The sequence below is a fragment of the Pseudomonas sp. MPR-R2A5 genome, from assembly GCF_058793055.1.
In genome coordinates this window covers 1-12,577 of record NZ_JBXAFK010000090.1, presented here as the reverse complement: position 1 = coordinate 12,577, position 12,577 = coordinate 1, and the positions used below count along the sequence as shown (strand labels likewise).

The following is a 12,577-nucleotide window of genomic DNA, read 5'->3' as shown; positions in this document are numbered from 1 at the left end:
GGCTTGTTGTGGCGAGCGGGCTTGCCCCGCGTTGGGCTGCGCAGCAGCCCCAGTAAGATCACCGCGTTTTTTCAGACAAAATGCGGTGCGGGATTTGGGGCTGCTGCGCAGCCCAACGCGGGGCAAGCCCGCTCGCCACATAGGCCCGCTTGCCACAACAAGCCCGCTCGCCACAAAGGGATTGGTCAGGGTCAAGAGAGTGGTGTAGCTACCCATGCCACCATCGCCTGAGGCATGCGTACCGGGCAACGCTCCTGGTCTAGTGACTGATCATCCAAGGCCGTGGCCCGGTCTGGGTCTTGAGGCCCAAGGGGTTGGCCTTGCTCGGCTCGACTTTTTTACCGGTGCCGCAGCAACTGCATCCGGCCGGATGGCGACGGTTCTCCCGGTATTCGCCGACGGTCTGCGGTGCGTGGGCACTGCGCTCGTTGCCGGCGATGGCCTTGCGTTGGTTGGCCGACAGCGTTTGCAGCGCCGGCGCCGACACCCTCAACGGCCCGCCAGGTCCTTCGCAGTACGGACACTGACTGGGCTCGTTGCGCTGGGCCATCGGCCGCAGCAGCGTGAAAGTGCCACACGCCTCGCAGGCGTATTCGTAGGTCGGCATGGCTACAGGTCCGGGGCAATGGGCAGGTCGATGCTGCCGTCGAGGTATTTCGTCGGGCCGTTGGCGGTGGGGTTGATGTCGAACTCGAAGATCTCCGTGGGCAACCACAAGGTCGCGCAGGCATTCGGAATATCCACCACACCGCTGATATGCCCCTGCACCGGTGCCGAGCCGAGCAACGCATAACCCTGGGCCGGCGAATAGCCGAACTTGGTCAGGTAGTTGATCGCGTTCAAGCAGGCCTGGCGGTAGGCGATGTTGACGTCCAGGTAGTGCTGCTGGCCCTGCTCGTCCACCGAGATGCCTTCGAAGATCAGGTAGTTCTTGTAGTTCGGGGTGATCGGGCTCGGCTTGAACACCGGGTTCTTGATCCCGTACTTGGCCATGCCGCCCTTGATCAGCTCGACCTTCATATGCACCCAGCCGGCCATTTCGATAGCGCCGCAAAAGGTGATTTCACCGTCGCCCTGGCTGAAGTGCAGGTCGCCCACCGACAGCCCGGCGCCGTTGACATAGACCGGGAAGAAAATCTTCGAGCCACGGGACAAATCCTTGATATCGCAGTTGCCGCCATGCTCACGCGGTGGCACGGTGCGCGCGCCGGTCGCGGCCGCATCGTCACGGGCCTGGCCCTTGAGCTTGCCCATATGCGCGGTGGCGGCCAACGGTGCGTTGGCCAGCGGCGGCACGCGGGTGGGGTTGGTGTCGATCAGTTCCTGCTCGCGGCGGTTCCAGTCGGCAAGCATCACCGGGTCGGGCAGGCAGCCAATCAGGCCCGGGTGGATCAGGCCCGCGAAATTCACCCCTGGGATATGCCGTGAACTCGTGAACATGCCCTTGAAATCCCAGATGGCCTTTTGTGCGCTGGGAAAATGGTCAGTGAGGAACCCACCCCCGTTCTGCCGCGAGAAAAAACCGTTGAAGCCCCACTGGGAGTCGGCCTTGGCGCCGATATCGAGCAAGTCCACCACCAGCAAGTCACCCGGCTCGGCGCCGTGCACCCCCACCGGGCCAGACAGGTAATGCACGGTGGACAGGTCCACATCGCGCACATCGCTGGCGTCGTCGTTGTTCTTGATCGCGCCGGCGGTCCAGTCGTAGGTCTCGAGGATGAAATCATCACCCGGCTTCACCCAGCACGCCATCGGGATATCCGGGTGCCAGCGGTTATGGATCTGCTCGTTCTGGGTGACGGGCTGGTTGAGGTCGACTTTGATCAGCGTTTCGGTCATGGACTGGCTCCTGGACGGATGACGGGATGCGTTCAATCCAGTCTCAGGGGGCCAGCGAAATCGGGAAATACGTTGGATGACGTATGGGCGCGGTCACCCGGTGCCTCAGATCGCCCGCGCCATATGCTCGGTAATCCGCCCGCGCAACCAGCGCTCTGCCGGGTCGTTGTCATGCACTCCGCTCCACACCATTGACAACTCCGCCGCGTCGATCGCAAACGGCGGGTCTTCGGCGCGCAACGCCGTGCCCTCGGTCAATGCACAGGCGGCGTAATCCGGCACCGTCGCAATAATCTGCGTACCCGCCAGCAGTGCACGCAGGCCGCTGAACTGCGGCACCGCCAGTACCACCCGGCGCGCGCGGCCGATGCGGGCCAGGTCCAGGTCGATATTGCCGCTCAAGTCACCCGAGAACGACACCATCGCATGGGGCCGTTCGCAATAGTCATCCAGGGTCAGAGGTTCTGTACCGGCATCGCCACGCAACACCTTGCAGGGGATATCCCGCAGCTTCTTGCGCTTGGCATTGGCTGGCAGATCCGTGGTGTAGCTGACCCCCACGGTGATTTCGCCACTGGCCAGCAACGACGACATCAACAGGTAATTGGCCCGGCGCACCACCACGATGATCCCCGGCGCCTCTTCGCGCAGTTGGCTGAGCAACGGCGGAAACAGGCCGAACTCAGCATCGTCGGACAGGCCGATGCGAAACACCGCGCAACTGGTGGACGGGTCGAAATCCTTGGCGCGGCTGACCGCGCTTGAAATGGTGTCCATGGCCGGTTGCAGCTCCTTGAGTATCGCCACCGCGCGTGGCGTGGGCTCCATGCCCCGCCCGTTGCGCAGCAGCAACGGGTCGTCGAACAGGTCGCGCAAACGGCCCAGGGCCGCGCTGACCGCCGGCTGGCCCATGAAGAGTTTTTCGGCGACCCGGGTCAGGTTCTTCTCGAACATCAGGGCCTCGAAAATCACCAGCAGGTTCATGTCGACGCGGCGCAGGTCGTTGCGGTTCATGGCGATATCCAAACGGTTGGCAAGCCACCAGATAAGCACGCAGGGCACGCTCTGGATTGCATGCCTGTGCTGTCTTTTCCGTGCCGGCACCTGGCGAAATTAACAACGATTAACTCGTCAGCCAGACGGTTAGGCCCCAAGAATGAAGCGGTCTAGACTGCATCCATTCACCGGGAATGCTCCCATCGACTGCGGAAATTCGTCATGGCCCGACTTGAGCACTGTGCTCCACGCTTATCCTCCATCGGTGGCCTCTGCCCCCGACGCGAACGTATCGCCAAGCAGCTGATCCTCGCCAACCTTGGCGAAAGCCTGGCAATCGCCGACCTCGCCCAAGCCTGCGCCTTGTCGCGCAGCCATTTTTCCCGCGCATTCAAATGCACCACGGGGCTGTCGCCCCAGGAGTGGATACGCCAGCAGCGCATCCAGCGCGCCAAGGAACTGATCATCGGCTCCGCGCTGAGCCTGACGCAAATCAGCCTGGAATGTGGGTTCTGCGACCAGGCGCACTTCTGTCATATCTTCACCCGCAGCGAAGGGGTGAACCCGATGACCTGGCGAAATCACCAATTGCGCCGCAAGCAGGTGATTGCCGCCTAGTGATCCTTGCCGACGTGGAATATGCTCAGGCGATTGTCTTTTCAGGGCCTGCGCCAGCATGAATGACCTCAGCGACCAGGCCGTACACTTCGGCCCGTACCGCATTCACCCGCGCCAACGCCTGGTGCTGGAGGCCGGCCGCCCATTGCGCCTGGGACGGCGCGCGGTGGAGATTCTGCTGATCCTGCTGGAGCAGGCCGGCAATGTGGTGAGCAAGCAGGAACTGATCGCGCGGGTCTGGCCGAAAAGCGTGGTGGAAGACGGCAACCTGCGGGTGCATATGGCGGCGTTGCGCAAGGCGCTGGGCGATGGCCAGGCCGGGCAGCGCTATATCGTGACGGTAGCCCAGCGCGGCTACAGTTTTGTCGCCCCACTGAGCATCGAGCCGATGACCCTGCCCACCGACGGCCCTCCCCACAGCCAGGGCCACAACCTGCCGCTGCGGCGTACACGAATGATCGGCCGCCAGGCGCTGATCGACGCGCTGGTGCAGCAATTGCCGCAACAGCGTTTCATCACCCTGACCGGCACCGGGGGTATCGGCAAGACCACCGTGGCGCTGCGGGTCGCGGAGCTGCTGATCGGGCACTACGCCGATGGCATTCGCCTGCTGGACCTGGCGCCCCTCAGTGCGCCGTCGATGATCCTGCCCAACCTCGCCGCCCTGCTCGACCTGACGCTTACCGAGCATGAGCCGCTGCTCGCCCTCGCGCGCAGCCTGCACGAACGTCAGTTGCTGCTGGTAATCGACAACTGCGAGCACCTGCTCGATGACATGGCCCTGATCTGCGAAACGTTGCTGCGCCATGCGCCCCACCTGCATATCCTCACCACCAGCCGCGAAGCCCTGCGCGCCGAGGGTGAGTATGTGCAACGCCTGGAGCCCCTGGCCTGCCCGCCCGCCACTGGCAACCGTGCCCAGGCCCTGGGCTACCCGGCCCTGCAACTGCTGATCGAACGGGCCATGTCCCATCAGGACAGTTTTGAACTGAGCGAAGCCGAACTGCCCCTGGCCATTGACATCTGCCAGCGCCTGGACGGCATTCCGCTGGCCATCGAGTTGGTAGCGGCGCAAATCGAACGCTTCGGCTTGCCACGCCTGCTGGTGCAAATGGAAGACAACTTCCGCCTGCTCACCCGTGGCCGGCGCAGTGCGCTGCCCCGCCAGCAAACCCTGCGCGCTACGCTGGACTGGAGCTTCGACCTGCTCACGCACTGCGAGCAGATTTGCTTGCGCCGCCTGGCGGTGTTTCGTGACGGGTTCAGCCTGGCCAGCGCGGCGGCAGTGATCGCCGGAGAGCCGATTGCCCCGGCCGAAGTGCTCGGTTCGATCAGCCAACTGGTGGCCAAGTCCCTGCCCAACGTGGAGCCCGGCGATGACGAGGTGGTGTACCGCCTGCTGGACATTACCCGCACCTATGCCCTGGAAAAACTCAGCCAGGCCGATGAACTCGACACCACCCGCGAGCGCCACGCCGCGCGCTGCCTGGTATTGATGGAGCAGGCGCGGGAGGACTGGGAGCGCACGGCGACCCAAGCCTGGATCGACCGCTACGCACCGCTACGCGAAGACGTCCGCGCCGCCCTCGATTGGGGCTTGGGCGACCAGGGCACGCAGCAGTTGGGCATTCGCCTGACGGTCAGCGCAATGCCGCTGTGGCAGGAATTATCCCTGCTGCGCGAGCACAGGTTCTATGTGGGCAAGGCGCTGGTATTGATGCAGCAGTCGAGCGCGCCCTGCACCCAGTTGATGATGCAACTGCAATTGGCCTTGGGCAGCCTGTCCTATCACGCCCTGGGTGGGGCGCCCCAGACGATCGCCGCCTTCGAGCAGGCCAGGCAGTTGGCCGAAGCGCGTCAGGACGTTGCGGGCCAATTGCGGGCCGTGTCCGGGCATATGGCGGTCAACCTGTGTGCCGGTCACTACCGCGAAGCCCTGGAACAGAGTGTGCAGTTCGATCGTCTCGACCCACGTACCGACCCGCTGCTGGACCTGAGTGCCCAGCGCCTGCGAGTACTGGCGCAGCATTTTGCAGGCAACCAGACACTGGCCCTGCACAATGCCGAACAGGTGATCCAGCGCATGGCCCACAGCGGCCATCTCAATCGGTTCACCCATGGCTTCGGCGTGCAATACGACCAGAGCGTCGCCTCACTGACCGTGCTTGCCCGCATCCAATGGCTGCGCGGGGCTCCCGAGCGCGCCTGGCGGACCGCCAGCCAGGCGCTGGAGCTGGCCCTGCAGATCAACCATGGCACCTCGATCTGCTACACCCTGGCCCTGGCCGGTGTGGTGATCGCCCGCTATAACGGCGATGGCGCGGCCGCACAGGCATTGCAGGCACTGCTGTTACAGCATGCCCAGCGCCATTCGGCCCAGCTGTTCCAGACCTGGGCGGCGCACTATGCCGACGGGCCAGGCCAAGGGGATTTGAACGGCCTCGGCCTGGTCAAGGACATCATGATTACACTGGGCGTTGCGACGGTGGACGAACCCGCGGTCGAGCGGGTGCGTAGCGGTGCCGCCGGCTGGTGCGCGCCGGAATTGCTGCGGGTGCGCGCGCAGGCGTTGCTGCACCAGGACACGCCCGACGCCGCCGAAACCCTGCTGTTGGAAGCCCTGGGCCTGGCGCAACAACAAGGCGCCCTGGCCTGGGAGATGCGCACTGCGGAGTCGCTGGCGCGACTGTGGCAAAAACAAGGTCGCCGGCAGGCCGCTCGCGAACTGCTGGGTGGGGTTTACGCGCGATTCACCGAAGGTTTTGCCAGCCAGGACCTAATCCGCGCACGCAGCCTGCTCGACGAGTTGCAGGACCAACGGCCGGCCTGAAAACGGCCCCAGGTAATGCCCATAACCCTGCTGCAATCGCGCCACCTGCACCGGGTCGCGCAGTTGCATCAGCGCGTAGCTGCGCACGCTGTTAAGCAAGCGATAACGCTGCGCCCCCGGACCGGGCTCGACCGTCAGCAACGAAGTGGCGACCAGACGCCCCAGCAGGTACGCCAGGTCGGCGTGTTCCAGCTCGGTACCCGCGACCAGCGTGACAAGGGTCGGCAAGGTCACCGCCATCTTGAACAAACCCAATTGCAGGAACAGCCAGCGCTCCGGCAGGCTCAGGCGCTGGTAGGTCCAGTCCAGGGCCGCGGCCATGGAGCGGTGCCGTTCAACCGCCGTGCGCCGGCCCCGGGTCAGCACCTGCAAGCCATTGCGCAATTGCGCCTGCACACCGTGTACCCCCAAGGCATCGACCTGGGCAGCCGCCAGTTCGAGGGCCAAGGGAATACCATCCAGACGCCGGCAGATATCACGCAGCGGTGCCAGGTCCTGGGGCCGCAGCGCAAAGCCCTGCTGACCGGCCCGAACCCGAGCGACAAACAGTTGCACGGCCGGGTACATCATTGCCTGCTCGACACTGGCCCAGGCGTACGGCATCGGCAATGCCAACCGGGGCACGCGTTGCACCCATTCGCCGGGGACCTGCAAGGCTTCACGACTGCTCAACAACACCGTCACCCGAGGCGCCCGCTCAAGCAGCGTGCGCACCAGATGCCGACAGGCGGCGAGCAACAGGTCAGCGCCATCCAGCACCAGCAGCAATTGGTGTGAAGCCAACTGGCGCGCCAGTTCACGGGCGTTATTGCAGGCTTCAAGACCCAGCGTTCGGGTCACGTGGCGGAGCATTTCCATCGGCGCCTCGACCGTCGCCAGGTCCACCCACCACACGCCGTCGCCGTAGCGCGGCAGCACGCGCTCGGCCAGTGCCAGCGCCAAGGTGCTTTTGCCCACGCCGGCGCTTCCGGTCAACGTCATCAGGCGTTGCCCGGACAGGCGCCGCACCAGCACGCCCAGCAACTCATCGCGACCGATCACCGCGCTGAGCCGCACGGCCAGATTGTGCCTCGGTGTAGTCGCGGCCACGGTGCCCTGCCCCGGCGCCACGAAGCAATACCCGCGTTGGGGGTCGTTGAGGATATAGCGCTGGCCATCCAACGCCCGGCGCAAGGCCGCGATATGCACGCGCAGGTTGTTCTGCTCGACCACGCTGCACGGCCAGACCCGCGCGATCAGGGTGTCCTTGCTGACAAACTGCCCAGGGGTTTCCAGCAGCACCGCCAGGATATCCAGGGCCCGCCCGCCCAGCGGCACCGGCCAGCCAGACTTGCTGACCAGGCGCTGTTGTCGGTGAAACGTGTAGGGGCCGAAGCTCACCGAGTGCGGGTTGTTCATGTCCGTAACAGCGCTGAAACACCCGAGCTTGGGCGTCTGCGCCTCCTTTTCCATGGGCCTGGCGCTATCTTGCCAGCTACCCGTGACAGGACAATGCTGGCACAGGGAGCGTCACGGACATTCAGGTGCGCGAGACGGACATCCTGTCGTTAACTGAACTGTTGTCGGTATTGGGTGGGGTTGAGGCCGAGCTTTTCAGTGAACAGAAAACGCATATGCCGCACGCTGCCAAAACCGGCGTAGAAGGCCACGGTCTTGAGCGGCAGGTCGGTGGTTTCCAGCAAATGCCGCGCGCGGTCGATGCGCGCGCCTTGCAGGAAGGCCATGGGCGTCATCTGCACCTCCTTGGTAAACAGCCGCGCAAAATGCCGGGCACTCATGCCCGCCAGGGCCGCCATCGACTCGATGGTGTGTGGCTGATCCAGATGGGCCAGTACCTGGTTCTGCACACGGGTAATCGCGGTTTCAAGGGGCGACACGGCGGCGGTCATCGGGCTGAACTGAGCCTGGCCGCCCTGGCGCTTCATCACCACCAGCAGCACCTTGGCGACTTCCACTGCCACCTGTTTGCCATGGTCCTGGGCTACGACCGACAGCGCCAGGTCGATACCGGCCGTGACCCCACCCGACGTAATCAAGCGGCCGTCCTGCAGGTAGATGCGGTCAGTCTCGACGATGGCCTGGGGGAAGGCTTTGATCAAGCGTTCGGTGTAGTGCCAGTGGGTGGTCACCCGGTGGCCGTCGAGCAGCCCCGCATGCCCCAGCACAAAGGCGCCGGTGCAGATCGAACCGAAACGCCGCGACCGAGGTGCAGCGGCCCGCAGCCAGGGCAGCAAGTCGGGATGGCATTCGTTATAGGCACCGGGGCCGCCGGGCACCAGCAACAGGTCGTAGGCATCGTGCGCCTGCTCCAGCAGCAGGTCGGGCTGGACGACGACGCCGTTGGACGCGCGCAGCGGGCCCGGTTCGGTGCCCAGGGTAAGGATCTGGTAGTGCAGCGCCGGCGGCAGGTAGCGGTTGGCAATCGAAAACACTTCAAGCGGCCCGGCCATGTCGAGCAGGAGGAAGTCCGGAAACAGCGCCATGGCCACGGTTTTCATCACGAGAGACGTCCATCGGTAAAGAATGCGGCCGGCATTATGGCACGTCTTTTACTGTCAACCCACATGAGACAGTTATTCAGTTTTTAGCTTCTTAATGAATATCTGGGTAACCAGTAATCTTCTTCTCAACGCAAGCGCCCTGCATGTCGCAGCCCGCGCTCACTTGAGGACACCACCATGCTGACCCTTCGCAAAGCTTCCGAACGCGGCGCCGCCAATCACGGTTGGTTGAAGTCGTTCCACACCTTCTCGTTCGCCAACTACTGGAACCCCAAGGAACAGGGTTTCTCCGACCTGCTGGTGATCAATGACGACCGCGTCGCCGCCGGCAAAGGCTTCGGCCAGCACCCACACCGCGACATGGAGATTTTCTCCTATGTGCTCGAAGGCGCCCTGGAGCACAAGGACACCCTGGGCACCGGCTCGGTGATCCGCCCCGGCGATGTGCAACTGATGAGCGCCGGCCGCGGCGTGGCCCATAGCGAGTTCAACCACAGCCAGACCCGTGGCGTGCACTTCCTGCAGATCTGGATCGTGCCGAACGTGGCCGGCGCCGAGCCGCGCTATCAGCAGGAACACTTCAGCGAAGCACAGAAACGTGGGCGCCTGCAGTTGATCATCTCGCCGGATGGCGCCAAGGGTTCGCTGCATGTACGCCAGGATGCGCGGGTGTATGCCGGGCTGTTCAACGGCGATGAAAGCGCCAGCCTGGACCTGGCGCCAAACCGCCACGTATACATCCATGTGGCCCGCGGCAGCGTGGAGATCAACGGCCAGCGCTTGCAGGAAGGCGACGGTGCCCGAGTACGTGACGAGCGCCAGATCCGCATAAGCCAGGGTGAGGATGCCGAGGTGCTGGTGTTTGACCTGCGCCCTCAAGAACGGCCGCAGATGCCATGACGGCCCCTTGATGGCCCGCCCATGCGGGCCATCGCCGGCGTCGATAGTCACCATCAGCCCAATGAAGTTCTCTTAAAAAATGCAACGCGTAACATCAAACCCATACCCGGCAACACCCCAACTAAAACACTTGGAGCACACCATCATGAAACGCCAACTCTTGCTTAGCCTCGCTTTCTCGGTACTCGCTGCAAACGCTTTTGCCCACCCAGTCGTCGCTGAAGGCGGCTCGGATCGCCTGAATGCCAACCGCGTCGCCGAAGGCGGGGCCGACCGCCTGAATGGCAACCGTGTCGCCGAAGGCGGGGCCGACCGCCTGAATGGCAACCGTGTCGCTGAGGGCGGTGCTGACCGTCTGCAAGAACGCGGCCTGGTCGAAGGCGGTGCTGATCGCCTGAATGGCAACCGTGTCGCTGAGGGCGGCGCTGATCGTCTGCAAGAACGTGGCCTGGTCGAAGGCGGTGCTGATCGCCTGAATGGCAACCGTGTCGCTGAAGGCGGTGCTGACCGTCTGCAAGAACGCGGCCTAGTCGAAGGTGGTGCAGATCGCCTGAATGGCAACCGTGTCGCTGAAGGCGGTGCTGACCGTCTGCAAGCACGTGGCCTGGCCGAAGGTGGTGCGGATCGCCTGCACAGCAACAACGCCTGACCCCGCGCTGTTCGCGGGGCACCCCAAACCGGCCTGATCAGCCGGTTTTTTTCCGTCTGCATCAAACCAAGTCGCGGTCCACCCACAACACCGCCTTACCTATCTGTTGCCGCGCCTCGATGCGCGCATGCACCTGCTTTACCGTCTCCAGGCTGTAATGTCCCTCGATCTCTACCGTCAGCGATCCTTCCAACATCGCCGCAAAAACCGCATTGGCTCGCCGTTGCACGGTCGCGCCATCGGCCATGTGGTCAGCCAAGCGCGGCCGCGTCAAAAACAGTGAACCGGCCTCCCCCAGTTCAATCGGGTCCAAGTCCGTCAGCGAGCCCGAGACATTGCCGTAATTAACGATCAAGCCTCGCGTGCGGCAAGCACGGAAACTGTCACGCAAGGTGGTTTTGCCCAGTGAGTCGAACACCACATCCACGCCCTGCCCCGCCGTAGCCTCGCGCACGCGCTCGGCGAATCGCCCTTCGTCATACGTCCAGGCCTGATGGGCACCGCGTTGCAGGGCAATCGCGCATTTTTCAGCGCTGCTACCGGTGGCAAATACCGTCGCGCCCAACCGCCGCGCCATCTGCACCAATAATTGGCCAATGCTGCCGGACGCCGCATGCACCAGGCAGGTACTGCCGGCGTGCAAGCGCGCCACATCGTCAATCAGGTAATGGGCGGTGCAGCCCTGGAACATCGCGGCTGCCGCCTGATCGAAGGTGATTGCGCTGGGAATCTGCGCGATTTTGTCCGCCGGCACAGCGGCGTATTCAGCATAAGCCCCCCAGGCGATACACCAGGCGACCCGATCACCGACGTGCAAATGACTGACGCCGGCGCCTACGTCCACGACCACCCCGGCGCCTTCCATGCCCAAGGTGCAAGGCAGACGCACCGGGTACGTCGTCGATTGGGCGTACTTGCCCTGGCGCGTGTGGACATCCATGAAATTGATCCCGGCACAGGCCACCTTGACCAGCACATGGCCTGGCGTGACCTGGGGTATGGGAGCGTCATGGCGCAGCAGGGCAACCTCGGGTCCACCATAGGTTTGCAGGGTGATGGCTTTCATCGGGAACAACTCCGTTTGCACTGGGAAGCGGCCATGGTAAAAGGACCTTCTCAGTAGGAAAATTCCCCAAACCCTCCCAACCTCTGTGCGGAAATAACCCGATGTTCGATTGGCAGGACCTGTATTACTTCACCGTCTTGGCCCGCACCCAATCGCTGTCGGCCGCCGCCCGCGAGTTGCAGGTGGAACACGCTACCGTCGGGCGCCGGGTCGACGCCCTGGAAACAGCCCTCGGGGTGAAACTGGTCGACCGCCTGCCCCGCAGCCGACCACTCACGGCCCAGGGCCGGGCATTGGCTGAACTGGCGGCGGGCATGGGCGAGATGGCTACCGAAGTCATGCGCTTGTCACGGGTAGCGTCCATCGAACTGGCCGGCACGGTACGGGTCAGTTGCCCGCCGTCCATTGCCAACCATTGCATCGCGCCCCACGTGGCGCGCTTGCGAGCCCAGTACCCACAGCTGAACCTGGTGCTGATGCCCTCCACCCAACTGGCCGCGCTGGATAAGGGCGAAGCCGATATCGCCCTGCGCACCGTACGCCCCGACGAGGACGCGCTGGTGCGCCGCAAGGTCGGTGTGGTGCGCTTCGGGCTGTATGCCGCGCCAGTGTTCAAGCAATTGCCCGCCGCCCACTGGACGTTCATCGCCTACGACAGCAGCCGCGACCACCTGCCCCAGCAAGCGTGGATGCACCAACTGCGCGGCCAGCGCCCGATCGTATTTGCCGCCAGTGAGTTGATCACCCAACAAATGGCGGCCCGCTCCCAGGTGGGCGCGGTGGTATTGCCGACGCTGGTGGGTGATCACGACCCGCAACTGGCGCGCTTGCCCACCGCCAGCGACGGGCCGGTGCGCGATATCTGGTTGACGGTGTACCCGGATATGCGGCGCTCACCGTCGGTGAAAGTGGTGATGGAATTTTTGGTCGATTGCATTGAAGGCGAGCCGCAACTGCGGCGTTGATTCCGCCCAGGGTGCCGAGGAATTTATTGCGATACGCCGCCGGCGGCATCCCCACCCACGTTGGGGGGCGAAGCGGCCCTGAATCCTGCCACCGAGTGTTGTCTGAAATAACGCGGTGGGCTTATTGGGGCTGCTGCGCAGCCCAACGCGGGGCAAGCCCTAATGCCGTTCAGTTAAGGCTTTTTTGTAGGAGCGAGCTTGCTCGCGAAGAAC

General features: G+C 64.0%; 11 protein-coding genes and 2 pseudogenes. 6 read left to right on the top strand and 7 right to left on the bottom strand.

The genetic code is table 11. From position 1 onward, the window contains the following. A partial coding sequence (locus tag AC1Q6I_RS34125) for a hypothetical protein (RefSeq protein WP_492618417.1) occupies nucleotides 1–216 on the bottom strand: 216 nt, incomplete at its 3' end. Between the two features lie 16 nt (nucleotides 217–232). Here AC1Q6I_RS34125 and AC1Q6I_RS34120 point away from each other — a divergent pair. Then, nucleotides 233–331, top strand: a pseudogene (locus AC1Q6I_RS34120) (hypothetical protein); the annotation flags it as partial. Here the strand turns inward: AC1Q6I_RS34120 and AC1Q6I_RS34115 are convergent. The 3 genes and pseudogenes from AC1Q6I_RS34115 to AC1Q6I_RS34105 form a co-directional block, all read right to left on the bottom strand. After that, nucleotides 323–607: pseudogene (locus AC1Q6I_RS34115) on the bottom strand (FmdB family zinc ribbon protein); the annotation flags it as partial. The pseudogenes AC1Q6I_RS34120 and AC1Q6I_RS34115 overlap by 9 nt on opposite strands. A 2-nt stretch (nucleotides 608–609) precedes the next feature. Then, nucleotides 610–1,839, bottom strand: coding sequence for a formamidase (gene fmdA, locus AC1Q6I_RS34110; RefSeq protein WP_102625612.1), 1,230 nt, complete (start codon nucleotides 1,837–1,839; stop codon nucleotides 610–612). A 105-nt stretch (nucleotides 1,840–1,944) separates the two neighbouring features. Then, a complete protein-coding gene (locus AC1Q6I_RS34105; protein WP_024076063.1) occupies nucleotides 1,945–2,853 on the bottom strand; it encodes a LysR family transcriptional regulator in 909 nt (302 codons plus the stop codon). Nucleotides 2,854–3,057: 204 nt separating this feature from the next. On the opposite strand from AC1Q6I_RS34105, the gene AC1Q6I_RS34100 reads away from it, so the two are divergent. Then, a complete protein-coding gene (locus AC1Q6I_RS34100; protein ID WP_024076064.1) occupies nucleotides 3,058–3,453 on the top strand; it encodes a helix-turn-helix domain-containing protein in 396 nt (131 codons plus the stop codon). A 58-nt stretch (nucleotides 3,454–3,511) separates the two neighbouring features. Further along, nucleotides 3,512–6,283, top strand: coding sequence for an ATP-binding protein (locus tag AC1Q6I_RS34095; protein ID WP_102625613.1), 2,772 nt, complete (start codon nucleotides 3,512–3,514; stop codon nucleotides 6,281–6,283). Here AC1Q6I_RS34095 and AC1Q6I_RS34090 read toward each other — a convergent pair. Together AC1Q6I_RS34090 and AC1Q6I_RS34085 are read right to left on the bottom strand one after the other, a co-directional pair. Then, the gene (locus AC1Q6I_RS34090) at nucleotides 6,230–7,735 is read right to left on the bottom strand and encodes an ATP-binding protein (protein WP_024076066.1); all 1,506 of its coding nucleotides are present in this window, start codon (nucleotides 7,733–7,735) and stop codon (nucleotides 6,230–6,232) included. The two genes, AC1Q6I_RS34095 and AC1Q6I_RS34090, sit on opposite strands and share 54 nt — an antisense overlap. 95 nt (nucleotides 7,736–7,830) lie before the next feature. Next, on the bottom strand, nucleotides 7,831–8,781 hold the full coding sequence (locus AC1Q6I_RS34085; protein ID WP_102625614.1) for a GlxA family transcriptional regulator: 951 nt from the start codon (nucleotides 8,779–8,781) through the stop codon (nucleotides 7,831–7,833). Nucleotides 8,782–8,961: 180 nt separating this feature from the next. Between AC1Q6I_RS34085 and AC1Q6I_RS34080 the strand changes: the two genes are divergently transcribed. Beyond that, nucleotides 8,962–9,684, top strand: a complete 723-nt coding sequence (locus AC1Q6I_RS34080; RefSeq protein ID WP_102625615.1) for a pirin family protein — start codon at nucleotides 8,962–8,964, stop codon at nucleotides 9,682–9,684. Between the two features lie 145 nt (nucleotides 9,685–9,829). Then, a complete protein-coding gene (locus AC1Q6I_RS34075; RefSeq protein WP_102625616.1) occupies nucleotides 9,830–10,333 on the top strand; it encodes a phage infection protein in 504 nt (167 codons plus the stop codon). A gap of 61 nt (nucleotides 10,334–10,394) precedes the next feature. Here the strand turns inward: AC1Q6I_RS34075 and AC1Q6I_RS34070 are convergent, their stop codons facing one another. After that, on the bottom strand, nucleotides 10,395–11,399 hold the full coding sequence (locus tag AC1Q6I_RS34070; RefSeq protein WP_102625617.1) for a quinone oxidoreductase family protein: 1,005 nt from the start codon (nucleotides 11,397–11,399) through the stop codon (nucleotides 10,395–10,397). A 101-nt stretch (nucleotides 11,400–11,500) separates the two neighbouring features. On the opposite strand from AC1Q6I_RS34070, the gene AC1Q6I_RS34065 reads away from it, so the two are divergent. After that, nucleotides 11,501–12,364: a LysR family transcriptional regulator gene (locus AC1Q6I_RS34065; protein ID WP_069076470.1), complete on the top strand. Its 864-nt coding sequence runs from the start codon at nucleotides 11,501–11,503 to the stop codon at nucleotides 12,362–12,364. Nucleotides 12,365–12,577 lie beyond the last annotated feature (213 nt).

Excerpts from the sequence above, each read along its gene's own strand:
- fmdA (WP_102625612.1), bottom strand. The coding sequence starts at position 1,839 with ATGACCGAAACGCTGATCAAAGTCGACCTCAACCAGCCCGTCACCCAG.
- AC1Q6I_RS34105 (WP_024076063.1), bottom strand. The coding sequence starts at position 2,853 with ATGAACCGCAACGACCTGCGCCGCGTCGACATGAACCTGCTGGTGATT.
- AC1Q6I_RS34100 (WP_024076064.1), top strand. The coding sequence starts at position 3,058 with ATGGCCCGACTTGAGCACTGTGCTCCACGCTTATCCTCCATCGGTGGC.
- AC1Q6I_RS34095 (WP_102625613.1), top strand. The coding sequence starts at position 3,512 with ATGAATGACCTCAGCGACCAGGCCGTACACTTCGGCCCGTACCGCATT.
- AC1Q6I_RS34090 (WP_024076066.1), bottom strand. The coding sequence starts at position 7,735 with ATGGAAAAGGAGGCGCAGACGCCCAAGCTCGGGTGTTTCAGCGCTGTT.
- AC1Q6I_RS34085 (WP_102625614.1), bottom strand. The coding sequence starts at position 8,781 with ATGAAAACCGTGGCCATGGCGCTGTTTCCGGACTTCCTCCTGCTCGAC.
- AC1Q6I_RS34080 (WP_102625615.1), top strand. The coding sequence starts at position 8,962 with ATGCTGACCCTTCGCAAAGCTTCCGAACGCGGCGCCGCCAATCACGGT.
- AC1Q6I_RS34075 (WP_102625616.1), top strand. The coding sequence starts at position 9,830 with ATGAAACGCCAACTCTTGCTTAGCCTCGCTTTCTCGGTACTCGCTGCA.
- AC1Q6I_RS34070 (WP_102625617.1), bottom strand. The coding sequence starts at position 11,399 with ATGAAAGCCATCACCCTGCAAACCTATGGTGGACCCGAGGTTGCCCTG.
- AC1Q6I_RS34065 (WP_069076470.1), top strand. The coding sequence starts at position 11,501 with ATGTTCGATTGGCAGGACCTGTATTACTTCACCGTCTTGGCCCGCACC.